This is a genomic window from Pseudomonas sp. GZD-222 (assembly GCF_049310525.1).
Lineage (GTDB): Bacteria > Pseudomonadota > Gammaproteobacteria > Pseudomonadales > Pseudomonadaceae > Aquipseudomonas.
In genome coordinates, this window is the sequence record NZ_JBMOWO010000095.1 from 1 (window position 1) to 22,299 (window position 22,299).

A 22,299-nucleotide genomic window follows, 5' to 3' on the forward strand; every position below is an offset into this window, starting at 1 on the left:
AAACAAAAAAAACGCGGAGACCACCCCCTCCCCTATGGGGAGGAGCGGGCTTGCCCCGCGATGAGGCCCTCAAGGCCGACCCCGAACACGCAAGAGCAGCCCAGGCTGCTCTTTTGCTTTGCAAGAGAATACGAAAATGACCGCCGAATCCCGAATCCTTGAACTGCGAGCAGAGATCCGCGAGCACAATCGCCTGTACTACGAGCAGGACGAACCCAGCATTTCAGATGCCGAGTACGACTTACTTTTCAGTGAGTTGCTGAGGCTGGAGGCTGAGCATCCTGAGTTCGGCAGTGAAGACTCGCCAACTCTGACGGTGGGAGGGGCGACACTGCCTGGTTTTAAACAGGTCACCCATGATGTACCGATGCTTAGCATTCAGAGTGTTTTCGACGAGACTCAGGTTCGAGATTTTGATCGGCGTGTTGTTGAAGGGCTGGGGTTGGTTAAGGCCGATCTTTTCGGTGAAAGCGCTTTGGTGACTTACGCTTGTGAGCCAAAGCTCGACGGGTTAGCTGTGAGTATCATCTATCGAAATGGTGAATTGGCCAGGGCGGGCACCCGAGGCGATGGCACTACAGGCGAAGATGTGCTTGAAAATATTCGGACAATAAAGTCTGTTCCGAAAAAGCTTAAGGGTAGCGATTGGCCCGGTGTGCTTGAGGTGCGTGGCGAAGTCTACATGACCAAGGCCGGCTTGGAGCAGTTGAACGCTTCTCAGGAGGAGTTGGGTAAAAAAACGTTCGCAAACCCGAGAAACGCTGCTGCCGGCAGTTTGAGGCAGCTTGACTCGAATATTACCAAAAGCCGACCTTTAACATTTTGCTCCTACGGTGTGCCGGAAGGACATCAAGGTGTTCCTGGTAGTCATGGCGAAATACTGCGGCAATTGAAAGCCTGGGGGCTGCCGGTAAGTAATGAGCTGAAGATTGTTGAGGGTATCGACGAGTGCATGCGATACCACGAAGCGATTGGGCAGCGTCGGGATGAGCTGGCTTATGATATTGATGGTGTCGTTTATAAGGTCAATAGCGTCGCGGATCAGCGGAAATTGGGCTTTCGCGCTCGTGAGCCGCGGTGGGCGTTAGCTCATAAGTACCCGCCTGTAGAGCGCGAAACGCAGGTTATTGATGTTGAGTTTCAAGTCGGGAGAACGGGGGCTGTCACGCCTGTTGCGCGATTGGAGCCTGTTCAGGTTGCAGGTGTCATCGTGTCAAATGCCACATTGCACAATATGGGAGAAATTCATCGGTTAGGCCTGTTGATCGGGGACACCGTGTTGGTCCGGCGCGCGGGGGATGTGATTCCGCAGGTGGTTAGCGTTGTTACAGAGAAGCGCCCCGCTGATGCTAAGCACATTCCTGTTCCATCAACGTGCCCGGTGTGTGGTTCTCCTGTAGAGCCTACACAACTGCGGAAGCGTGCTAAGGGTCGCATTAGTGCGGTGCCGGGAGCGGTTTATCGTTGCACCGGACGACTTGCTTGCAAGGCGCAACTCAAGCAGGCCATTGCACACTTTGTATCTAGAAGAGCTATGGATATAGATGGCCTCGGGGACAAGAGCGTGGAACAGCTGGTTGATGAAGGGCTGATTCGATCGCCGGCGGACCTGTATCAGCTTAAGTTCGAGCAGTTGATTGATTTAGAAGGCTTTGCAGAGGTCTCCGCTAAAAAACTCCTACAGGCGATCAGGGATAGTAAGCAGCCTGGATTGGCTCGGCTTGTCTTTGCGTTGGGAATTCCCGGGATCGGAGAAGAAACCGCCAAAGTGTTGGCCCGATCCTTGGGGTCTCTTGAACGTATTGGTGTAGCTATGCCTGAAGTGCTGACTTATCTACCGGATGTCGGTGTGGAGGCTGCTCACGAGATTCATTCTTTTTTTGCAGATGACCACAACGCTCAGGTCATCACGGATCTGAAAGAGTATGGTCTTCCAACAGAGGAGAGCATGACACAGCCGGTCCGAGCGACATTGGAGCAGTTTGTCGTCAGGCTTGATATCACCGGGATTGCAATCACGGGGGCGGCCAAGCTGGCGGAAAAGGTGAAAGATATCGAAGGCCTGATTGAGTTTAGTCAGGATTGGCTATCGCTGAGCTCTTTCAAGGGAGTGAGTCAAAACGCCAAGAATGCTTTGCGCGTTTTTTTTGCAGATGAAGCCACGAAAGGAAAGGTGCGCAGAATCGACCAACAACTGCGTGAATTCGGCATGCACTGGTCGAGCGAGAAGAAAGTCGCTGCCGGCTTGCCGCTGGCCGGCCAGACCTGGGTGCTGACCGGTTCCCTTGAGCGCATGAGCCGCGACGTCGCCAAGGACAAGCTGGAAAGCCTGGGTGCCAAGGTCGCGGGGTCGGTGTCGGCCAAGACCCATTGCGTGGTTGCCGGCCCTGGTGCTGGCTCCAAACTGGCCAAGGCCAACGAGCTGGGGCTCAAGGTGCTGGACGAGGATACTTTCGTGACCTTCCTCGCTGAACACGGTATCGCTGTGTAAACACGGCAACGCATGGTGGTCTCCATGGTCTAGTCTTGGCAAGCCGCCAGGAGGGATCGCATGTACCGTTTTTTCGAGCAGCTGGGCGCCAGGATTGCCGCGACCTTTGTCAGTCGCGAGCAACGGCCGGATCGGGTCTGGCAATGCCAGTGCGGGCAGTCGGTGTTTTTTCGCAACAGCCAGTGCCTGGCCTGTCAGGCGGCGCTGGGCTACTGGCCACAGGGCAACCTGGTCGCCAGCCTGGCGCCCGGGCCTGGCGAAGGGCTCTGGTTGCTCGATGGCGAGCCTGAAGCCGGTGCCTTGCGCCGTTGCGCCAATCTCGATACCCCAGCGGCCTGCAACTGGCTGCTGGCCGCTGACGACCCTCACAGCCTGTGCCTGGCCTGTCGCCTGAACCGCACCATCCCTGACCTGTCGCTGGTGGAAAACCATTCGCGCTGGCGCAAGCTGGAAACAGCCAAGCGTCGCCTGACCGCGCAATTGCTGCACCTGGGCCTGGTCGTCGAGCCGAAAAGCGAGCAACACCCTGAAGGCCTGGCGTTTGACTTTATCGGCGTAGACCTTGAAGGCAATGCGCCTACCACCGGCCATGCCAATGGTCTGATCACCCTGGATGTGCGCGAGGCCGACGACGACTGGCGGGAGCGAGTGCGGGTGCAGTTGCACGAGCCCTATCGAACCTTGCTCGGTCACCTGCGCCATGAAGTGGGGCATTACTACTGGGATCGGCTGATCGCAGATTCAATATGGCAGGAGGAATTTCGCGCGTTGTTCGGCGACGAGCGCCAGAGCTACGCCGAAGCCCTCGAACGGCATTATCAGCAGGGCGCGCCAAGCGATTGGGCGCAGGCCCATGTCAGCGCATACGCAACCATGCACCCGTGGGAAGACTGGGCGGAAACCTGGGCGCATTACCTGCACATGACCGATGCCCTGGACACCGCCTTGGCCTTGGGCATGAACGCCAGCAGCCTGGACCTCGACTATCCGCCTTTCCAGACCGAGGACCTGTACCGCCCGGATGACCCGCACGGGGATCGCTTCCTGGCGTTTCTCAATGCCTGGGTTGAACTCTCGGCAATGCTCAACGAACTGTCGCGCAGCATGGGGCAGGTGGATTTCTACCCCTTCGTGCTGGGCAAGCCGGTAGTGGCCAAACTGCACTTTATCCACCTGCGGATTACCCGGCAGGTGCCGTAGGGCAGAGCCAAGTCATTGAGTGGTGATGGTTTTTTTTGAATTAGAGGTTGTATCTTCACTTGATGCCGGTACAATGGCGCGGCTCGTCGCCAGATGAGCTGCGTTATGGTGACCCCATCGGTCCCCCCGCATTGATTACCCGTTAACCTGGTCAGGCCCGGAAGGGAGCAGCCATAGCGGGAACATCGAGTGCCGGGGTGTGGCTGGTGGGGTCGCCACCTATTTCAAGCCAGGCGCTTGTACCTGTTTCAAATCCCCCTTCGTTTTAATCATCCTGTATTGCGCGTATCGTCGTGCCTGCTTGCGTCTGGTCGTCCGGTACTGCTGTATGGCGATTGATCATGCGCTCGATTGCCCCAGACTTCTTCATCGCTTCGAGGCTGCGCAGAATACCTTGCGCGGGCACCTCAGGATCATTGCGCATGTAGCAGCTCAGTGCCTGTTCCTCCAGCATTGCCACTGGCTTGAAGCGTTGCGCTTCGGGTAGCGAGCGGTTGAACCAGTCCAGGCTCAGCTGGTTGCTGACCGCATAACGGTAGCGACCGGCTTGCAGCATCTGCAGCACTTGCAACTGGTTACGGGCGTCGTCACGTTTGAAGTGGCCGCTGTCAAATTGCCCCTGCAGGGCAGGGTAGTTAAAGCCGAGGACAGTGCCGATCACTTCGCTGGGGATGTCCGCCAGGCGCTTTGGCGTTGCTTCCTGAGCGCGGGCTACCAGCCAGTCGCGCTGCTTGAACAGCGGTGGGCTCCAGCTGAAGTTGTCTGACTGCCCGCTGCTCCAGGAGGGCATGACGAAACAGCGCACATCTACGTTGCCGCGCTCCATCGCTGTCTGCAGGCGCAAGCGTGGCATTACGTGAAATTCAGGGCGACGCTGCACATGACTGGCGAGGCTGTTCATCAGCTCGAACATGATGCCTTCCACGGGCTGGTTGTTTTCCAGGCGTATCAGCGGCATGGTCCAACTGTCGGCGATGGCAAAGCGCAAAGGCGGTAACTCATGCGCCGGCAGGTAACCGACGTACAACATAAGCAGGCTCAAAACCCAGCGCATCCACTTCTCCCTGTGCAGCATCGGCATCCCGGCGAACAAAGCTTATACGTCAGGCTGCATAGCGGATGCAATTTCAGGCCTGCTCCGCTAGGATTAGCGGTCTTTGGTCTATCTATTTGACGGTTTTCGATGAGTTATCAGGTTCTTGCACGTAAATGGCGTCCGCGCTCGTTCCGCGAAATGGTCGGCCAGACCCATGTGCTCAAGGCCTTGATCAACGCCCTGGACAACCAGCGCCTGCACCATGCCTACCTGTTCACCGGTACCCGCGGCGTGGGCAAGACCACTATCGCGCGGATCATCGCCAAGTGCCTGAACTGCGAAACCGGCATTACCTCGACCCCCTGCGGTACCTGTTCGGTATGCCGGGAAATCGACGAGGGGCGTTTCGTTGACCTGATCGAGATCGACGCCGCCAGCCGCACCAAGGTCGAAGACACCCGCGAACTGCTCGACAACGTGCAGTACGCGCCAAGCCGCGGGCGCTTCAAGGTCTACCTGATCGATGAAGTGCACATGCTTTCCAGCCACTCGTTCAACGCCTTGTTGAAGACGCTGGAAGAGCCGCCGCCCTACGTCAAGTTCATCCTCGCCACCACTGACCCGCAGAAACTGCCGGCGACCATCCTCTCGCGCTGCCTGCAGTTTTCGCTGAAGAACATGACCCCCGAGCGGGTGGTCGAGCACTTGAGTCATGTGCTGAGTGCCGAGAACGTTCCGTTTGAAGACGATGCTTTGTGGCTGCTTGGTCGTGCGGCCGACGGCTCGATGCGTGATGCCATGAGCCTGACCGACCAGGCCATTGCCTTCGGTGAAGGCAAGGTGTTGGCCGCGGATGTGCGGGCCATGCTCGGCACCCTCGATCACGGGCAGGTCTATGGCGTGCTGCAGGCGCTGCTCGAAGGTGATGCCAGGGCTTTGCTCGAAGCGGTGCGTCACCTGGCCGAGCAGGGCCCCGACTGGAACGGCGTGCTGGCCGAGATGCTCAATGTGCTGCATCGCGTCGCCATTGCCCAGGCGCTGCCTGAGGCGGTGGATAACGGCCAGGGCGATCGCGACCGGGTATTGGCCCTGGCGCAGGCGCTGCCCGCCGAGGACGTACAGTTCTACTACCAGATGGGTTTGATCGGACGCCGTGACCTGCCCTTGGCACCCGAGCCACGCGGTGGCTTCGAGATGGTGCTGCTGCGCATGCTGGCGTTCCGCCCGGCCGATACCGATGACGCACCGACGCCGGTGCTAAAGCCGGTGGGGATCAGCCAGGCCACAGCTGATTCGGCAAGTACGGTGGCAGCAGCCAGTGCGGCTGCGCCTGCTGTGATTGCTCCGCCGGTTGTCGAACCGGCGCCCACACCTGTAGCGGTGACTCCAGAGCCGGAGCCAGTTGCTGAGCCAGAACCAGAGCCTGAGCCCGCGCCGGTTGAAGTCAAGCTCGAGGCGCCGGAGCCGGTTGTCGATCTGCCGTGGAACGATCCTGCCCCGCTTGAGCCTGCTGCCGAGCCTGAGGCCGTGCCCGCCCCTGAGCCGGCAGTCGAACCGCCACAAGCGGCGCCTGCGCCGGTCCAGGCTGCTGTTCGCCAGGACGAGCCGCCTCATGATGACAACATCGGCTACAGCCCCGCAGGCATGGATCGTGATGACGAGCCACCGCTGGACGAAGACTACTACGAGCCGGAAATGGATCCGGCCAGCTACAGTTATCTGGATGAACTGGCGATTGAGCATGTCCATGAGCAAGCGCCGGCGGTAACGCCTGAGCCTTCGCCTGCGGCCATGCCCGCCACCGGCCTGGCGTTGCAATGGCTGGAATTATTCCCGCACTTGCCGATCTCCGGGATGACCGGCAGTATCGCCGCCAACTGTACGTTGATTGCCGCCGAAGGCGATGACTGGCTGCTGCATCTGGACCCGGCGCATAGCGCGCTGTTCAATGCCACCCAGCAGCGTCGTCTCAACGATGCGTTGAACCAGCATTTCGGGCGCACGCTCAAATTGTCCATCGAGCTGATTCGCCCGGAGCAGGAAACCCCGGCCCAGGCGGCGGCTCGCAAGCGTGCCGAGCGCCAGGGTGAGGCGGAGGCTGCAATCGAGGCTGATCCGCTCATCCAGCAGATGATCAAGCAGTTTGGCGCGATGGTTCGACACGATACCATTGAGCCTGTAGACGCCCAGGTAGCCCAGGGCGAATGACCGAATGACACAAGCGGCCCGGGCCACGCCCTCGCCGCACCCCGTAAGTTCAAATTTGAGGTGATCCCCCATGATGAAAGGTGGCATGGCCGGCCTGATGAAGCAGGCCCAGCAGATGCAGGAAAAAATGGCCAAGATGCAGGAAGAACTGGCCAACGCCGAAGTGACCGGCCAATCGGGCGCAGGCCTGGTGAGCGTGGTGATGACCGGTCGTCATGACGTCAAGCGCATCAGCCTGGACGACAGCCTGATGCAGGAAGACAAGGAAGTGCTGGAAGACCTGATCGCTGCCGCCGTCAACGACGCCGTGCGCAAGGTCGAGCAGAACAGCCAGGAAAAAATGGGTGGCATGACCGCTGGCATGCAACTGCCACCGGGTTTCAAGATGCCATTCTGAGTCGGCACATGTAGTACCCAGGTGGGAGCACGGCTGTGAGGTCGTTGCTCCCATCGTCGTTTTTCTCGCGCTTATTGATAATCCAGGTTAATGCCCATGAGCTTCAGTCCCCTGATTCGCCAACTGATCGATGCCTTGCGCATTTTGCCCGGCGTCGGCCAGAAAACCGCTCAGCGCATGGCCCTGCAGTTGCTCGAACGCGACCGCAGTGGCGGCACACGCCTCGCCCAGGCCCTTAGCCAGGCCATGGAAGGCGTTGGGCACTGTCGTCAATGCCGAACCCTGACAGAACAGGAACTGTGCCCCCAGTGCGCTGATACGCGCCGTGACGACACGCTGCTGTGTGTGGTCGAGGGGCCGATGGATGTCTATGCGGTGGAGCAGACCGGTTATCGCGGTCGCTACTTCGTGCTCAAGGGACACCTGTCACCGCTGGACGGGCTGGGGCCTGAGGCGATCGGTATACCGCAGTTGATGGCGCGTATCGAAGAGCAGGGCACCTTTACCGAGGTGATCCTGGCGACCAACCCGACGGTGGAAGGTGAGGCTACGGCTCACTACATTGCCCAGTTGCTGGCCGACAAGGGCCTGGTGGCCTCGCGTATCGCCCATGGCGTGCCGCTGGGTGGGGAGTTGGAACTGGTGGATGGCGGGACGCTGGCGCACTCCTTTGCGGGGCGCAAGCCGATTTCGTTGTGAGGCTGGAGGTTACATCGCGGGGCAAGCCCGCTCCCACAAGTTGAACTGCACCCAATAAGTAGGTTGCCCTGTGGGAGCGGGCTTGCCCCGCGATTGAAACTCAGTATTCGCTCAGCGAGAACTCGGTCAGGCAGAAGGTTGGAATGCCCATCGCCTGCAGTTTCTGCGAACCACCCAGTTCCGGCAGATCAATGATCGCCGCCGCCTCGAATACTTCCGCACCCATGCGGCGCACCAGGTTGGCCGCTGCCACGAAGGTGCCGCCAGTGGCAATCAGGTCATCGAAAATCAGCACCGAGTCGCCTTCACACAGGCTGTCGGCGTGTACTTCGAGGAACGCCTCGCCGTATTCGGTCTGGTAGCCTTCGGACAGCACATCGGCCGGCAGTTTGCCCTGCTTGCGGAACAGGATCAGGGGTTTGTTCAACTGGTGGGCGATGATCGAGCCAATCAGAAAGCCGCGGGCGTCCATGGCGCCGATATGGCTGAACTCGGCCTCGACATAACGCTCGATGAAGGCGTCAGCCACGTGGCGCAAGCCCCGGGGTGACTGGAACAGTGGCGTGATATCGCGAAAGATCACCCCGGCTTTCGGGAAGTCCGGTACCGGGCGGATCAGGGCTTTGAGGTCGAAGGTATCGCTGTGCATGGGGGCGGGTATCCTGAAAAACGAATGCCCGCCAGTATACCTGTATCCTGCGGGGTCAGCTCTCTACCGCACCACCCGCCAGGGCACACAGCTGGATCGGGTCAAGGATGTGGATTTCCTTGCCTTCGGCGGCGATCAGGCCGCTCTGCTGGAAGCGGGTGAAAACCCGTGAAACAGTTTCCACGGCCAGGCCCAGATAGTTGCCGATTTCGTTGCGCGACATGCTCAGGCGGAACTGGTTGGCGGAATAACCACGGGCACGGAAGCGCGCCGAGAGGTTGACCAGGAAGGTGGCGATGCGCTCGTCGGCGGTTTTCTTCGACAACAGCAGCATCATTTGCTGATCATCGCGAATTTCGCGGCTCATCACCCGCATCAGCTGGCGGCGCAGCTGTGGCAGCTGGACCGACAGCTCGTCGAGGCGTTCGAAGGGAATTTCACAGACCGAGGTAGTTTCCTGGGCCTGGGCCGAAACCGGGTAGGCTTCGGTGTCCATGCCGGACAGGCCGACCAGTTCGCTGGGCAGGTGGAAGCCGGTGATCTGCTCTTCGCCGCTGTCGCTGAGGCTGAAGGTTTTCAGGGCGCCGGAGCGCACTGCGTAGACCGAAGCGAAGTTGTCGCCCTGACGGAACAGAAATTCGCCTTTCTTCAGCGGTCGCCCGCGTTTGACGATTTCATCCAGTGCATCCATGTCTTCCAAGTTCAACGACAATGGCAGGCACAGAGGCGCCAGGCTGCAATCCTTGCAATGGGCCTGGTTGTGAGGGCGCAGTTTAACTGGCTCGGACATTTCTTCATTCCTTGGTGTAAAGCACACATAAGCCGTAAGGGTAACTCAGGGCATGGGGTTTCGGCCAGCCCGCACCCGGGTAGGGTGCGCTGGTTGAGGTGCGGCGTATCGTCCGACCTCCCTTAAACATAGTGTGCTTTACAAGTATGACTGTAAACAACGTCCGTGCCGCGCAGGGTCAGATGCCCCGGGAGAAGCGTTGCTGGCTGTGCAGGCCGAGGTAGGCGTCAAACACCATGCACACCGAGCGCACCAGCAGGCGGCCGGCGGGCAAAACCTGGATGCCCTGATTACTGAGGCTGATCAGGCCGTCGTCGTGCATCGCTTGCAGGGCGGGCCACTGATCCTTGAAGTAGCCGCGAAAATCGATGGTGAAGGCCTGCTCGATGCTGTCGAAATCCAGTTCGAAGTGGCAAATCAGCTGCTGTATCACTGCACGGCGCAGGCGATCATCGGCAGTGCAGATCAGGCCACGGCTGGTCGCCAACTGGGCGCTGGACAGGGTGTCCTGGTAACTGTTCAGGTCACTGGTGTTCTGGCAGTACAGGTCGCCAATCTGGCTGATGGCCGAGACGCCGAGGCCAATCAGGTCGCAATGGCCGTGGGTGGTGTAACCCTGGAAGTTGCGCTGCAGGGTCGATTCTTCCTGGGCGATGGCCAGTTCGTCGTCGGGCAGGGCGAAATGGTCCATGCCGATATAGCGGTAGCCTGCGGCAGTCAGCTGCTCGATGGTTCTGTGCAGCATCTCCAGCTTGGCTGCAGGTGCCGGCAGGTCGTCGCTGTCGATGCGCCGCTGGGGCATGAAGCGCTCAGGCAGGTGGGCATAGTTGAACACCGACAGGCGGTCGGGCTGCAATTTGATGATTTCGTCCACGGTGCGGGCAAAGCCTTCCGGGGTCTGCTTGGGCAAGCCGTAGATCAGGTCGATGTTGATCGAGCGAAACTGCAGGGTGCGCGCCGCGTCGATAATCGCCCGGGTCTGCTCCAGGCTTTGCAGGCGGTTGATCGCCCGTTGTACCGCGGGGTCGAGGTCCTGAACGCCAAGGCTGACCCGGTTGAAGCCCAGCTCGCGCAGCAGGCCCATGGTCGGCCAGTCGGCTTCCCGAGGATCGATCTCGATGCCGTAGTCACCGGAGTCGTCGTCCAGCAGATTGAAATGCTGGCGCAAGTGGGCCATCAACTGGCGCAGTTCGGTGTGACTGAGAAAGGTCGGGGTACCGCCACCGAAATGCAGTTGCTCAACCGTCTGCTTGGGGTCGAGGTGGCAGGCGATCAGCTGGATTTCCTGCTCCAGGCGCTGCAGGTAGGGCTGGGCGCGGGCACGGTCCTTGGTGATGACCTTGTTGCAGGCGCAGTAGTAGCAGATGTTGGCGCAGAACGGCACATGCACGTACAGCGACAGCGGGCGTACGGCGCGGCGGCTGTCGCGCAGGGCATGGAGCAGGTCGAAGGAGCCGACTTCGCTGTGCAGTTGCACCGCGGTTGGATAAGAGGTGTAGCGTGGGCCGGACAGGTCGTAGCGACGGATCAGGTCGGGGTCCCAACGGAGTGCGTCGAGCATGTGGGCGATTCCCAGAATGAGCAGCAGTGCCCGAAGTCTAGGGTCGCGGTAAAGAGCCTGTCTTGATTTGTATCAAAGGCGCTTCAGTGGCCCATAAGCCAGTGCTGGTGCGGGCCGGGCAGGGTCCAGATGCCGAACAGGATTACCAGCACACCGCCGGCGACTCGAACACCTCGCTTGCGCAACAAGGCACTGGTGCGTTCTGCGGCCAGCCCCGTGGCCAGCAGCACCGGCCAGGTGCCAAGGCCGAAGGCCAGCATCAGCAGCGCGCTGTCCGCAGCGTTACCCTGGCTCGCGGCCCAGAGCAGGGTGCTGTAGACCAGGCCGCACGGCAGCCAGCCCCACAGGGCGCCCAGCAGCAGGGCGCGGGGCAGGCTGGAGACCGGCAGCAGGCGGTTGGCCACTGGCTGGATATGGCGCCACAAACCGCGCCCGAGGCCTTCGATGCGGGTCAGGCCGCTCCACCAGCCGGCCAGGTACAAGCCCATGCTGATCAGCAGCAAGGCGGCGAGCACGCGCATGCCCACCGCTACCGGGCTGTTGGCCACGGCCCAGCCGGCCAGGCCGAGCAGCAGGCCGGCGAGGGCGTAGCTGCAGATGCGTCCCAGGTTGTAGGCCAGCAGCAGGCGAAAGCGCCGGCTGCGCTGTTCCTTGGGGGTGGCCAGGGTCAGGGCGCCCATCAGGCCGCCACACATGCCCAGGCAGTGGCCGCCGCCAAGCAGGCCGAGAATCAGCGCTGAGCTGAGCAGGGGCAGCAGGTCAAGCACGGGGAGGAGCGCCGTCGTCGGGTTTCTTGCCGTCGGCTTCGTCCATGGCCGCCGTGTGCTGTGGGTCCTGGTCGTCGAACAGGATGCTGTGGGCCGGGCTGTCGAGGTCGTCGTACTGGCCGCTGTCCACCGCCCAGAAGAAGATGTAGATGGCGATGGCGACGATCAGCAGCGCGGCCGGGATCATGATGTAAAGCGCGGGCATGGGGGCTCCTGATCAGGCCGTGGCAGGGTGTGAGGCGCGGGTCGCGGCGCCGCTGGCGGCCGGCGCGCTGATCCGGGTCAGGCGCAGGGCGTTGAGCACCACGATCAGCGAACTGACTGACATGCCAATGGCCGCCCATACCGGAGTGATCCAGCCGAGGGCGGCGAAGGGCAGCATCAGGCCATTATACAGCGCGGCCCAGAGCAGGTTCTCGATAATGATCCGGCGTGTGCGCCGAGCCAGGCTGAAGGCCTGAACCAGGGCGTCGAGGCGATTGGACAGCAGTACCGCATCGGCGCTGGTTTTCGCCAGGTCGGTGGCTGAACCCATGGCGATACTGATGTCTGCGGCAGCCAGCACCGGTACATCGTTGACGCCGTCGCCGAGCATCAGCACTTTGCGGCCTTGCTGTTGCAGGGCCTTGAGTTTTTCCAGCTTGTCATCGGGGCGCAAACCGCCAATGGCCTGGTCGATCTGCAGCTCGGCGGCCACGCTCTGGACCATTGGCGAACTGTCGCCGGACAGCAGCAGGGTCTGCCAGCCACGGGCGCGGCAGGCGGCGAGCAGGTCGCCGGCGTCGCTGCGCAGGCGATCATCCAGTACCAGCCAGGCGAGGGCTCCGTAGGCGTCGCCCAGCAGCAGCCATTGGCCGGGTTCGGCGGGCATCGAAGGGGGTGTCGTGCCGCTCAGGGCGCAGACGAATCCGGGTTCACCGATGCGCAGGCGTTGCCCTTGTACAACGCCTTCAAGCCCCAAGCCGGGCTCGGCGTGCACCTCGTCGGCCGGCACACTGGCACGGCCGAAGGCGCGGGCAATCGGGTGTTCGGAACGGTTCTCCAGGGCTGCGGCAAGCATCAGGCACTGATCGGCGTCGGCGTCAGCCAGTGGGCGAATGGCGCGCAAGGTCAGACGACCTTCGGTGAGGGTGCCGGTCTTGTCGAAAATCACCGTGTCGATCTGGTTCAGGCCTTCAAGCACATGCCCGCGCGTCAGCAGCAGGCCGAGTTTGTGCAAGGTGCCGGTGGCGGCGGTGAGCGCGGTCGGTGTCGCCAGTGACAGGGCGCAGGGGCAGGTAGCCACGAGCATGGCCAGGACGATCCAGAACGCCCGCGACGGGTCCAGTTGCCACCAGAGCAGGCCGATGGCTGCGGCGGCGACCAGGGAGAACAGCAGGAACCATTGCGAGGCACGGTCGGCGATTTCGGCCAGGCGTGGTTTTTCCGACTGGGCGCGCTCCAGCAGGCGGACGATGGCCGACAAGCGTGTGTCCTGGCCCAGGGCCTGGACTTCGACGGTCAGCGCGCTTTCCACGTTCAGGGTCCCCGCGGTTACCGCATCGCCGGCGCGGCGGGGCTGCGGCAGGTACTCGCCGGTCAGCAACGACTCATCGACACTCGACTGGCCGCTGACGATACGCCCATCGGCAGGCACCACGTGACCGGGTTGAATCAGTACGCAATCACCCACTTGCAGCTCACGCAGCAGGATTCGCTCGCTCTGGCCTGCCGCGCCGAGACGCAGGCAGGAGGCGGGTAGCAGGTTGACCAGTTGCGCGGTGGCGGCGGCGGTACGTTCACGGGCACGACGCTCCAGGTAGCGTCCGGCCAGCAGGAACAGGGCAAACATGCCCACGGCATCGAAATACAGCTCGCCGCTGCCGGTGATTGCCGTCCAGATCCCTGCGCCATAGGCCAGGCCGATGGCCAGGGACACCGAGACGTCCATGGTCAGGTGGCGAGTGCGCAAGTCGCGGGCGGCGCCGCGGAAGAACGGCGCACAGCTGTAGAACACGATCGGGGTGGTCAGGAACAGCGCGACCCAGCGCAGGATGGTGTGTAGCTCCGGGCTCAGGTCGATGTTGAATTCCGGCCAGGTGGCCATGGTCGCCATCATCGCCTGGAACCACAGCAGGCCGGCGACGCCGAGCTGGCGCAGGGCGGTGCGGTTTTCAGTGGCCAGTTGTTCGGCGGCGCGGTCGGCTTGATAAGGGTGCGCGGCGTAACCGATATGGCGCAGTTCGGCCAGTAGCCTGGACAGTGGCAGTTCACTGTCAGCCCAGTTGACCTGTAGGCGATGGTTGGACAGGTTCAGCCGTGCCTCGGCCACGCCGGGCAGGTTGCGCAGGTGCTTTTCGATCAACCAGCCGCAGGCGGCGCAGCTGATGCCTTCGATCAGCAGGGTGGTTTCGGCCAGTTCGCCGCTGTGGCGAACAAACGGTTTTTGCACATCGGCACGGTCATACAGGGCCAGTTCGTCGACCAGTTGCTGAGGCAGGGCGTCGGGGTTGGCGCTGGCTTCGCTGCGGTGCTGGTAATAGCTTTCCAGGTTGCCGGCGACAATCGCTTCGGCCACGGCCTGGCAACCCGGACAGCAGAACAGCCGGTCCTGGCCGAGTACCACGGCGGTGAAGTGGCTGCCGGCAGGAACGGGCAGGGCGCAGTGGTAGCAAGGCGTGGGGCTGGTCATGGCTATCTATCGCAAGGTCCGGGGTGACCCTCATCACGGGGCAAGCCCGCTCCCACAGTGTCAATAAAACCTGTGGGAACGGACTTGCCCCGCGATCAAGGCTGACTCATTTTTCGAGGTGTTCAGCCCCTTGCAGCGCTTCGTCGCCCAGCTGCAGGGTTACATCATGGCCGACTTGCTCTTCTTCAAACAGGCGCCAGATGTGGCCATCCTGGCTGCCGAGCAGTTCAACGAAGCGACGCCCTTCGATCTTGTCGCTGAGTTGACCAATGTAGCGCCCGGCTTCGCTTTCGCTCAGGGTCAGGGCGACTTTACGGTCCTTCTCCGGTTGGGTTGGCGAGATCAGGTTCAGTTCCAGGGTTTTCGGCTGGCTGTTACCGGTCAGGCGCAGCTCGACTTCACCGGTGAGCTCGTCGAGGTGCACGCTGGCCTTGAGGTTGAGGGTCTGGCCCAGTAGTTCACGGTCCAGCGAGCGGTTGATGCCTTTACCGGCCTCGTAGTAGTTGTCGTTGACCAGGTTGTCCGGGTTGTTGACCGCAATGTAGACCATGGTCAGGCTCAGGGTCACCGAGGTGGCCAGCACCCCGATGATGATCCATGGCCAAAGGTGCTTGTACCAGGGGCTTGCGGCTGTTGCAGAAGGCATAGACTCAATCTCTTATCGAATTTGTGGGCCAATGAAACGGCTCTTGGCTTCAACCTGGGTGGTGCTGTCGTCAGCGTCCTTGAGGGTGAAGATGACTTCGTTGGTGCTCGACGGCAGTTGTTCCGGGGCCATCGACAGTTGCACCGGCAGGCTGACGATGTCACCGGCGGCGACGCGGATTTCCTTCGCGCCTTCAAGCTTGAGGTCAGGCAGGCCAGCGGCTTCGAGCACGTAGACGTGGTCGCGCTGGTCTTTGTTCATGACCTTCAGGCTGTACACGTTCTCGATCCGGCCCTGCGCGTTTTCGCGGTACAGCACCCGGTCCTTGCTGACGTCGAAGCCCACCAGCGAACGCATGACGAAAGCACTGGCGAGCAGGGCGATCATGGCCAGCAGGACCACGGCGTAACCGATCAGGCGCGGGCGCAACATGTGGGTTTTCTGCCCGGACAGGTTGTGCTCGGTGGTGTAGCTGATCAGGCCTTTGGGGTAGTTCATCTTGTCCATGATGGTGTCGCAGGCGTCGATGCAGGCCGCGCAGCCAATGCACTCGATCTGCAGGCCGTCACGGATGTCGATGCCGGTCGGGCAGACCTGCACGCACATGGTGCAGTCGATGCAGTCGCCGAGGCCCTTGGCTTTGTAGTCGAGGTCTTTCTTGCGCGGACCGCGGGTTTCGCCGCGACGCGGATCGTAGGAAACGATCAGGGTGTCTTTGTCGAACATCACGCTCTGGAAGCGCGCATAGGGGCACATGTATACGCACACTTGCTCGCGCAGCCAGCCGGCATTGCCGTAGGTGGCCAGGGTGAAGAAGCCGACCCAGAAATACGCCCAGCCGTCGGCCTGGCCGGTAAAGAACTCCACTACCAGTTCGCGGATCGGCGAGAAGTAGCCAACGAAGGTCATGCCGGTGACAAAACCGATCAGCAGCCACAGGCTGTGCTTGGCCAGTTTGCGCATGAATTTGTTGCCGCTCATGGGCGCCTTGTCCAGCTTCATGCGCTGGTTGCGGTCACCTTCAGTGACCTTTTCGCACCACATGAAAATCCACGTCCAGACACTCTGCGGGCAGGTGTAGCCGCACCAGACGCGGCCAGCGAATACGGTGATGAAAAACAGGCCGAAGGCGGCAACGATCAACAGACCGGAAAGCAGGATGAAGTCTTGCGGCCAGATGGTCGCGCCGAAGATATAGAACTTGCGCTCAGGCAGGTTCCACCAGACGGCCTGGTGCTCGCCCCAGTTCAGCCACACCGTACCGAAATACAGGAGGAACAGCAGGGCGCCGCCGGCGATGCGCAAGTTGCGAAACAGACCGGTGAAGGCCCGGGTGTAGATTTTTTCCCTGGAGGCGTAGAGATCGACGCTGTCTTTATTGGCAGGCGGGGTGACATCATGTACTGGAATCTGCTTGCTCATCATTGAGTCCCACGGCAGTGGAATAATGCCGCGATCAGTGCGTGCCGACCGCAGTCAGAAGTTTATGCTGCTCTAGGTCGGATAATACGCCTGTAGTGGCAACATGGGGCATGGCTGCGACCTTTAGTCGCGTTGGGTTTGCCTGGTGATTAGTGTAGTGGGTGTGTCAATTGATCTGGGTCATGCAGGGCTGCAATCAAGATCTGGCCACTGCCCCGAAGGCCTAATAAAAAAGCCCCGCCAGTCTTCACTGACGGGGCTCTTGATTGCCGGGTGAATTACTTCGCCTCGGCAGTCTTTTCAGCAGGGTGGGACAGGCTGTAGACATAGGCCGCCAGCAGGTGGACCTTGTCATTGCCCTGGATCGCTTCCTGGGCAGGCATCTGGCCCTGACGGCCGTAACGGATGGTCTGCTGCAGTTGCGCGAAGCTCGAACCGTAGATGAACGCCTGTGGGTGGGTCAGGTTAGGTGCGCCCATCGCCGGGGTGCCTTTGCCTTCCGGACCGTGGCAGGCCACGCAGTTGGCGGCGAAGATTTTCTGGCCGTTGGCAATGTCGGCTTTCGCACCTTCCGGCAGCTTGCGGCCATCGAGGTTGGTCAGGACAAACGCGGCGACGTCGGCAACGCCTTGCTCGCCGATGACTTCCGACCAGGCCGGCATCACGCCATGACGACCGCCCATGATGGTGGCCTTGATGGTTTCTGGCTCGCCGCCCCAGCGCCAGTCGCTGTCGGTGAGGTTAGGGAAGCCGTAGGAGCCCTTGGCGTCGGAGCCGTGGCACACCGAGCAGTTGGAGGCGAACAGGCGGCCCCCCATCTTCAGGGCTTGCGGGTCCTTGGCGACTTCTTCAATAGGCATCGAAGCAAATTTGGCGAAGATCGGCCCAAACTTGGCATCCGAACGCGCCATTTCCTTTTCCCACTCGTGCACGCCGGTCCAGCCGGCCTGACCGTTGGCGAACTCGGTCTTTTTCTCGTTATCCAGGTACTGGTAGCCCGGCAGGATGCCTTTCCAGTTGCCCAGACCCGGGTACAGCACCAGGTAGCCGAGCGCGAAAACGATGGTGCCGACGAACAGCATGAACCACCATTTCGGCAGCGGGTTGTCATACTCCTCGATGCCGTCGTAGACGTGGCCCACGGTTTCTTCAGTGGTTTCGCTGCGCTGGCCCTTGCGGGTGGACAGCAGCAGCCAGGTCAGGGCGAAGATGGTGCCCAGACTCAAAACGGTGACGTACAGACTCCAGAAGGTAGTCATTCGTTGTTACTCCTAGACGCTTTCGCTTGCGCTTGCTCGACGTGCTTGCTGGCTTCGGGATCATCCGCGAAGGGCAGCATGGTCGCTTCGTCGAACTCAGACTTGCGCCGAGAACTGAACACCCATAACGCCAGGCCAACAAAGGCCACCATCACCACGACGGTGCCCAGGCCACGAATCATCCCGATATCCATCAATGTCACCGTTTGCTTTTGATGATGGTGCCCAGGCCTTGCAGGTAGGCAACCAGAGCGTCCATTTCAGTCTTGCCCTTGACCGCGTCGCGGGCACCGGCGATGTCTGCGTCGGTGTACGGCGTGCCGAGGGTGCGCAGGACTTCCATCTTCTTGACCGTGTCCTTGCCGTCGAGCTTGTTCTCTACCAGCCAAGGGTAGGAAGGCATCTTCGACTCGGGTACGACGTTGCGCGGGTTGTACAGGTGCGCACGGTGCCAGTCATCGGAGTAACGGCCGCCGACACGGGCCAGGTCCGGACCGGTACGTTTGGAACCCCACAGGAACGGGTGGTCCCAGACGCTTTCACCGGCGACCGAGTAGTGGCCGTAGCGCTCGGTTTCGGCACGGAACGGACGGATCATCTGCGAGTGGCACTGTACGCAGCCTTCGCGGATGTAGATGTCACGGCCTTCCAGCTCCAGCGCCGTGCGTGGCTTCATGCCCTCGACCGGCTTGTTGGTGACGTCCTGGAAGAACAGCGGGACGATCTGGGTCAGGCCGCCGATACTCACGGCGATGACCATGAAGAAGGCCAGCAGGCCAATATTCTTCTCGAGTGTTTCGTGCTTCATCAGTGAGCTCCAACTACAGCGATCTGAGCCGCGGCTTCAGCTTCGGCCGGCTTCGAGGCGCGTACGGTACGGTAGACGTTGTACGCCATCAGCAGCATGCCGGAGGCAAAGAACGCACCGCCCAGGGCACGGACGATGAAGCCTGGGTGGCTGGCTTGCAGGGCTTCGACGAAGGAGTAGGTGAGGGTGCCGTCGTCGTTGATTGCACGCCACATCAGACCCTGGGTGATGCCGTTGACCCACATCGAGGAGATGTACAGCACGGTGCCGATGGTCGCCAGCCAGAAGTGCGCGTTGATCAGGCCGATGCTGTGCATCTGCTCACGACCGTAGACTTTCGGGATCATGTGGTACAGGGCGCCGATCGAGATCATCGCTACCCAGCCCAGGGCGCCGGCGTGTACGTGGCCCACGGTCCAGTCGGTGTAGTGCGACAGCGAGTTGACGGTCTTGATCGCCATCATCGGACCTTCGAAGGTCGACATGCCGTAGAACGCCAGCGAAACCACCAGGAAACGCAGGATCGGGTCGGTGCGCAGCTTATGCCAGGCGCCCGAGAGGGTCATCATGCCGTTGATCATGCCGCCCCAGCTTGGTGCCAGAAGGATGATCGACATGGCCATGCCCAGCGACTGCGCCCAGTCCGGCAGGGCGGTGTAGTGCAGGTGGTGCGGACCGGCCCAGATGTACAGGGTGATCAGTGCCCAGAAGTGCACGATCGACAGGCGATAGGAGTAGATCGGACGCTCGGCCTGTTTCGGTACGAAGTAGTACATCATGCCCAGGAAGCCGGTGGTCAGGAAGAAGCCCACGGCGTTGTGGCCATACCACCACTGAATCATCGCATCGGTCGCACCCGAATAAGCCGAGTAGGACTTGAACAGGGTGACCGGCAGGGAAGCGTGGTTGACGATGTGCAGCATCGCGGTGACCACGATGAAGGCACCGTAGAACCAGTTACCCACATAGATGTGCTTGGTCTTGCGCTTGACGATGGTGCCGAAGAACACCACACCGTAGGTGACCCAGACAATGGCCAGCAAAATGGCGATCGGCCATTCCAGCTCTGCGTATTCCTTGGTCGTGGTGTAACCCAGCGGCAGGGTAATGAGCGCACCGACGATCACCGCTTGCCAACCCCAGAAGGTGAAGGCCGCGAGGCTGTCGGAAATCAGTCGCGTCTGGCAGGTACGCTGCACGACATAATAGGAAGTGGCAAACAGTGCACAGCCACCGAAGGCGAAAATCACCAGGTTGGTGTGCAGTGGGCGCAGGCGTCCAAAGCTCGTCCATGGCAGGTCCAGGTTCAGCTGGGGCCATACCAGTTGCGAGGCGATGAAGACTCCAAGCCCCATGCCAAGGATCCCCCAGACCACCGTCATGATGGCGAACTGGCGGACGACCTTATAGTTATAAGCAGTCGGACTGATTGCTGTGCTCATTCTAAGGTTCCACGGTTTGGGTGTTTTTGTAGGTTAAAAAATCGGCGCAAGTATGTATAAACCGTGTGGTTATTGCAACGCGATGGCTCCCGCGCCGACCTTTGCCAAAGCCCGATCTACCGCTGTTCCGGGCCTTGTTGGCGGACGAAGTGTACACAATTATCTTTTTGATATGTGTACCGTTATTCATATTTTCTTGTCCAATCGGTCAAGCTTGTTGTGACCAAATTTCATTGTCCAGAAACGGATATGAACAGGTCGAGCCGATCCCATCTGCCTTTGCACGCATTCTTCAACAGCCGCGAACGCTCAAGAGGATTATCCGGCCCTTGATGGCGGTCGCTGTGGCAACAAGCTTAGTTCCGATCAAGGCGGGTGCAAGGCGGGGTGGCGGGGGAGGTGCGACACTTGGTCGCAAGGGGGAAATGGAACCGCCGCATCCAGAGGGATGCGGCGGTTTGAGTCAAGGCTCAGTTACAGGATGATTTTACTTGGCAGTGAGGTTGTCGCTTTGCGCCGGTTGCTCCTGGGACAGGCTGTACACATAGGCCGCCAGCAGGTGGACTTTGTCATTACCCTGGATGGCTTCCTGGGCAGGCATCTGACCCTGGCGACCGTAGCGAATGGTCTGTTGCAGCTGGGCGAAGCTCGAACCGTAGATAAACGCCTGTGGGTGCGTCAGGTCCGGTGCGCCCATGGCTGGGGTGCCCTTGCCTTCAGGACCGTGGCAGGCCACGCAGTTGGTGGCGAAGAGTTTCTCGCCGTTGCCGATGTCAGCCTTGGTACCTTCTGGCAGTTTGCGGCCATCAAGGTTGGTCAGGACAAAAGCGGCCACGTCGGCAACCCCTTGCTCACCGATCACCTCGGCCCAGGCCGGCATGACACCGTGGCGGCCGCTCATGATCGACTGCTTGATGGTGTCCGGATCGCCGCCCCAGCGCCAGTCTTTGTCGGTGAGGTTAGGGAAGCCATAGGCACCCTTGGCGTCGGAGCCATGGCAGACCGAGCAGTTGGAGGCGAACAGACGGCCACCCATCTTCAGCGCCTGAGGGTCCTTGGCCACTTCCTCAACCGGCATTGCGGCAAACTTGGCGAAGATCGGACCGAACTTGGCATCTGCCTTGTCCATTTCCTTTTGCCACTCATTGACCTGGGTCCAGCCGTCTTGATAGCCCGGCAGGACGCCTTTCCAGTTACCCAGGCCCGGGTAGAGGATCAGGTAGCCGACCGAGAACACCAGGGTGCCGACGAACAACCAGAACCACCATTTTGGTAGCGGGTTGTCGTACTCCTCGATGCCGTCGAAGCTGTGGCCCATGGTCTGGTCGCCGCCGTTGGGCTTTTCGCCCTTGCGCGTGGCCAGCAGCAGCCAGGTCAAGCCGATCAGGCTGCCGATGGTCAGTACGCAGATGTACGTACTCCAGAAGGTGGTCATTGCCCGTTACTCCTCGATGCGGGTTCGTTGGCGGCAGGTGCTAGGCGGTCATCGGCGAACGGCAACAGGCTTGCCTCGGCAAACTCGCGGTCACGCCGACCGTTGAACACCCACAACGACAGGCCGATGAAGGCGATGGCCACCAGCAGGGTGCCCAGGCCGCGCAGCTGGCCGATATCCAGTGTGAAGTCCATGGCCCTTACCTCTTGTTCTTGATCGCGGTGCCGAGCACCTGAAGGTAGGCAACCAGTGCATCCATCTCGGTTTTACCCTTGATCGATTCCACCGCGCCGCTGATATCCGCATCGGTGTAAGGCACGCCCAGGGTGCGCATGGTGCGCAGCTTGGTCTCGGTGTGGCTGCTGTCCACCGGGCTGGCGACCAGCCATGGGTAGGCCGGCATCTTCGACTCGGGCACGACGTTGCGCGGGTTGTACAGGTGCGCACGGTGCCAGTCATCGGAGTAGCGGCCGCCGACACGGGCCAGGTCCGGACCGGTACGCTTGGAACCCCACAGGAACGGGTGGTCCCAGACGCTTTCACCGGCGACCGAGTAGTGGCCGTAGCGCTCGGTTTCGGCACGGAACGGACGGATCATCTGCGAGTGGCACTGGACGCAGCCTTCGCGGATGTAGATGTCACGGCCTTCCAGTTGCAGCGCGGTGTAGGGCTTCATGCCTTCGACCGGCTTGTTGGTGACGTCCTGGAAGAACAGCGGGACGATCTGGGTCAGGCCACCGATGCTGACGGCAAAGACCATCAACAGCACCAGCAGGAAGACGTTCTTCTCGATTACTTCGTGTTTCATCTGGGTCTCC

Annotated in this window: 21 protein-coding genes and 1 other RNA gene; 6 read left to right on the forward strand and 16 right to left on the reverse strand. The window is 61.0% G+C overall.

Annotation, left to right across the window (positions count from 1 at the left end):
- Positions 1 to 136 precede the first annotated feature (136 nt).
- From ligA to ffs, 3 genes are all read left to right on the forward strand, one after another.
- Complete coding sequence (ligA, locus tag ACO6VD_RS17755; protein ID WP_422420947.1) at positions 137 to 2,491, forward strand: NAD-dependent DNA ligase LigA; 2,355 nt, start codon at positions 137 to 139, stop codon at positions 2,489 to 2,491.
- Positions 2,492 to 2,551: 60 nt separating this feature from the next.
- A complete protein-coding gene (locus tag ACO6VD_RS17760) occupies positions 2,552 to 3,691 on the forward strand; it encodes a zinc-binding metallopeptidase family protein (protein WP_422420949.1) in 1,140 nt (379 codons plus the stop codon).
- 115 nt (positions 3,692 to 3,806) lie between these two features.
- An RNA gene (ffs, locus tag ACO6VD_RS17765) (signal recognition particle sRNA small type) lies at positions 3,807 to 3,903 on the forward strand.
- 53 nt (positions 3,904 to 3,956) lie between these two features.
- On the opposite strand, the gene ACO6VD_RS17770 is transcribed toward ffs, so the two are convergent.
- Complete coding sequence (locus tag ACO6VD_RS17770) at positions 3,957 to 4,745, reverse strand: substrate-binding periplasmic protein (RefSeq protein ID WP_422420950.1); 789 nt, start codon at positions 4,743 to 4,745, stop codon at positions 3,957 to 3,959.
- A 129-nt stretch (positions 4,746 to 4,874) separates the two neighbouring features.
- Between ACO6VD_RS17770 and dnaX the strand changes: the two genes are divergently transcribed.
- From dnaX to recR, 3 genes are all read left to right on the forward strand, one after another.
- Positions 4,875 to 6,935 carry a DNA polymerase III subunit gamma/tau gene (dnaX, locus tag ACO6VD_RS17775; RefSeq protein ID WP_422420951.1) on the forward strand — a complete coding sequence of 687 codons (2,061 nt, stop codon included), beginning with the start codon at positions 4,875 to 4,877 and terminating at the stop codon, positions 6,933 to 6,935.
- Positions 6,936 to 7,005: 70 nt separating this feature from the next.
- Positions 7,006 to 7,332: a YbaB/EbfC family nucleoid-associated protein gene (locus ACO6VD_RS17780; protein ID WP_028945400.1), complete on the forward strand. Its 327-nt coding sequence runs from the start codon at positions 7,006 to 7,008 to the stop codon at positions 7,330 to 7,332.
- A gap of 96 nt (positions 7,333 to 7,428) precedes the next feature.
- Positions 7,429 to 8,031, forward strand: coding sequence for a recombination mediator RecR (gene recR / locus ACO6VD_RS17785; RefSeq protein WP_038613204.1), 603 nt, complete (start codon positions 7,429 to 7,431; stop codon positions 8,029 to 8,031).
- A 100-nt stretch (positions 8,032 to 8,131) separates the two neighbouring features.
- Here the strand turns inward: recR and ACO6VD_RS17790 are convergent, their stop codons facing one another.
- From ACO6VD_RS17790 to ccoO (ACO6VD_RS17860), 15 genes are all read right to left on the reverse strand, one after another.
- Complete coding sequence (locus ACO6VD_RS17790) at positions 8,132 to 8,680, reverse strand: adenine phosphoribosyltransferase (protein ID WP_422420953.1); 549 nt, start codon at positions 8,678 to 8,680, stop codon at positions 8,132 to 8,134.
- Between the two features lie 55 nt (positions 8,681 to 8,735).
- Entirely contained in the window at positions 8,736 to 9,470 is a 735-nt protein-coding gene (gene fnrA, locus ACO6VD_RS17795) for a Crp/Fnr family transcriptional regulator FnrA (protein ID WP_400173465.1), read from the reverse strand.
- Between the two features lie 178 nt (positions 9,471 to 9,648).
- On the reverse strand, positions 9,649 to 11,031 hold the full coding sequence (gene hemN / locus ACO6VD_RS17800) for an oxygen-independent coproporphyrinogen III oxidase (protein ID WP_422420956.1): 1,383 nt from the start codon (positions 11,029 to 11,031) through the stop codon (positions 9,649 to 9,651).
- An 83-nt stretch (positions 11,032 to 11,114) separates the two neighbouring features.
- Positions 11,115 to 11,798, reverse strand: coding sequence for a sulfite exporter TauE/SafE family protein (locus tag ACO6VD_RS17805; protein ID WP_422420957.1), 684 nt, complete (start codon positions 11,796 to 11,798; stop codon positions 11,115 to 11,117).
- Positions 11,791 to 12,003, reverse strand: coding sequence for a cbb3-type cytochrome oxidase assembly protein CcoS (gene ccoS / locus ACO6VD_RS17810; RefSeq protein WP_038613194.1), 213 nt, complete (start codon positions 12,001 to 12,003; stop codon positions 11,791 to 11,793). Before ccoS ends, ACO6VD_RS17805 begins: the two co-directional genes overlap by 8 nt.
- A 12-nt stretch (positions 12,004 to 12,015) precedes the next feature.
- Positions 12,016 to 14,469 carry a heavy metal translocating P-type ATPase gene (locus ACO6VD_RS17815; protein WP_422420959.1) on the reverse strand — a complete coding sequence of 818 codons (2,454 nt, stop codon included), beginning with the start codon at positions 14,467 to 14,469 and terminating at the stop codon, positions 12,016 to 12,018.
- 106 nt (positions 14,470 to 14,575) lie between these two features.
- Positions 14,576 to 15,115 carry a FixH family protein gene (locus ACO6VD_RS17820; RefSeq protein ID WP_422420961.1) on the reverse strand — a complete coding sequence of 180 codons (540 nt, stop codon included), beginning with the start codon at positions 15,113 to 15,115 and terminating at the stop codon, positions 14,576 to 14,578.
- Positions 15,116 to 15,127: 12 nt separating this feature from the next.
- Entirely contained in the window at positions 15,128 to 16,537 is a 1,410-nt protein-coding gene (gene ccoG, locus ACO6VD_RS17825; RefSeq protein WP_400173470.1) for a cytochrome c oxidase accessory protein CcoG, read from the reverse strand.
- Positions 16,538 to 16,815: 278 nt separating this feature from the next.
- A complete protein-coding gene (gene ccoP, locus ACO6VD_RS17830) occupies positions 16,816 to 17,796 on the reverse strand; it encodes a cytochrome-c oxidase, cbb3-type subunit III (RefSeq protein WP_422420963.1) in 981 nt (326 codons plus the stop codon).
- Positions 17,793 to 17,990, reverse strand: a complete 198-nt coding sequence (locus ACO6VD_RS17835; RefSeq protein WP_028945389.1) for a CcoQ/FixQ family Cbb3-type cytochrome c oxidase assembly chaperone — start codon at positions 17,988 to 17,990, stop codon at positions 17,793 to 17,795. Before ACO6VD_RS17835 ends, ccoP (ACO6VD_RS17830) begins: the two co-directional genes overlap by 4 nt.
- Before the next feature lie 5 nt (positions 17,991 to 17,995).
- On the reverse strand, positions 17,996 to 18,604 hold the full coding sequence (gene ccoO / locus ACO6VD_RS17840) for a cytochrome-c oxidase, cbb3-type subunit II (RefSeq protein WP_422420965.1): 609 nt from the start codon (positions 18,602 to 18,604) through the stop codon (positions 17,996 to 17,998).
- A complete protein-coding gene (ccoN, locus tag ACO6VD_RS17845; RefSeq protein WP_422420967.1) occupies positions 18,604 to 20,046 on the reverse strand; it encodes a cytochrome-c oxidase, cbb3-type subunit I in 1,443 nt (480 codons plus the stop codon). The genes ccoO (ACO6VD_RS17840) and ccoN overlap by 1 nt, the downstream gene beginning before the upstream one ends.
- 487 nt (positions 20,047 to 20,533) lie before the next feature.
- Positions 20,534 to 21,481 (reverse strand): cytochrome-c oxidase, cbb3-type subunit III, encoded by a 948-nt coding sequence (gene ccoP / locus ACO6VD_RS17850; protein WP_422420969.1) that lies wholly within the window; start codon positions 21,479 to 21,481, stop codon positions 20,534 to 20,536.
- Complete coding sequence (locus ACO6VD_RS17855; protein WP_038613176.1) at positions 21,478 to 21,675, reverse strand: cbb3-type cytochrome oxidase subunit 3; 198 nt, start codon at positions 21,673 to 21,675, stop codon at positions 21,478 to 21,480. Before ACO6VD_RS17855 ends, ccoP (ACO6VD_RS17850) begins: the two co-directional genes overlap by 4 nt.
- Before the next feature lie 5 nt (positions 21,676 to 21,680).
- Positions 21,681 to 22,289, reverse strand: coding sequence for a cytochrome-c oxidase, cbb3-type subunit II (gene ccoO, locus ACO6VD_RS17860; protein ID WP_038613174.1), 609 nt, complete (start codon positions 22,287 to 22,289; stop codon positions 21,681 to 21,683).
- Between the last annotated feature and the right edge of the window lie 10 nt (positions 22,290 to 22,299).

Coding starts and splice junctions, on each gene's coding strand:
- ligA (WP_422420947.1), top strand. CDS start 137: ATGACCGCCGAATCCCGAATCCTTGAACTGCGAGCAGAGATCCGCGAG.
- ACO6VD_RS17760 (WP_422420949.1), top strand. CDS start 2,552: ATGTACCGTTTTTTCGAGCAGCTGGGCGCCAGGATTGCCGCGACCTTT.
- ACO6VD_RS17770 (WP_422420950.1), bottom strand. CDS start 4,745: ATGCGCTGGGTTTTGAGCCTGCTTATGTTGTACGTCGGTTACCTGCCG.
- dnaX (WP_422420951.1), top strand. CDS start 4,875: ATGAGTTATCAGGTTCTTGCACGTAAATGGCGTCCGCGCTCGTTCCGC.
- ACO6VD_RS17780 (WP_028945400.1), top strand. CDS start 7,006: ATGATGAAAGGTGGCATGGCCGGCCTGATGAAGCAGGCCCAGCAGATG.
- recR (WP_038613204.1), top strand. CDS start 7,429: ATGAGCTTCAGTCCCCTGATTCGCCAACTGATCGATGCCTTGCGCATT.
- ACO6VD_RS17790 (WP_422420953.1), bottom strand. CDS start 8,680: ATGCACAGCGATACCTTCGACCTCAAAGCCCTGATCCGCCCGGTACCG.
- fnrA (WP_400173465.1), bottom strand. CDS start 9,470: ATGTCCGAGCCAGTTAAACTGCGCCCTCACAACCAGGCCCATTGCAAG.
- hemN (WP_422420956.1), bottom strand. CDS start 11,031: ATGCTCGACGCACTCCGTTGGGACCCCGACCTGATCCGTCGCTACGAC.
- ccoS (WP_038613194.1), bottom strand. CDS start 12,003: ATGCCCGCGCTTTACATCATGATCCCGGCCGCGCTGCTGATCGTCGCC.
- ACO6VD_RS17815 (WP_422420959.1), bottom strand. CDS start 14,469: ATGACCAGCCCCACGCCTTGCTACCACTGCGCCCTGCCCGTTCCTGCC.
- ACO6VD_RS17820 (WP_422420961.1), bottom strand. CDS start 15,115: ATGCCTTCTGCAACAGCCGCAAGCCCCTGGTACAAGCACCTTTGGCCA.
- ccoG (WP_400173470.1), bottom strand. CDS start 16,537: ATGAGCAAGCAGATTCCAGTACATGATGTCACCCCGCCTGCCAATAAA.
- ccoP (WP_422420963.1), bottom strand. CDS start 17,796: ATGACTACCTTCTGGAGTCTGTACGTCACCGTTTTGAGTCTGGGCACC.
- ACO6VD_RS17835 (WP_028945389.1), bottom strand. CDS start 17,990: ATGGATATCGGGATGATTCGTGGCCTGGGCACCGTCGTGGTGATGGTG.
- ccoO (WP_422420965.1), bottom strand. CDS start 18,604: ATGAAGCACGAAACACTCGAGAAGAATATTGGCCTGCTGGCCTTCTTC.
- ccoN (WP_422420967.1), bottom strand. CDS start 20,046: ATGAGCACAGCAATCAGTCCGACTGCTTATAACTATAAGGTCGTCCGC.
- ccoP (WP_422420969.1), bottom strand. CDS start 21,481: ATGACCACCTTCTGGAGTACGTACATCTGCGTACTGACCATCGGCAGC.
- ACO6VD_RS17855 (WP_038613176.1), bottom strand. CDS start 21,675: ATGGACTTCACACTGGATATCGGCCAGCTGCGCGGCCTGGGCACCCTG.
- ccoO (WP_038613174.1), bottom strand. CDS start 22,289: ATGAAACACGAAGTAATCGAGAAGAACGTCTTCCTGCTGGTGCTGTTG.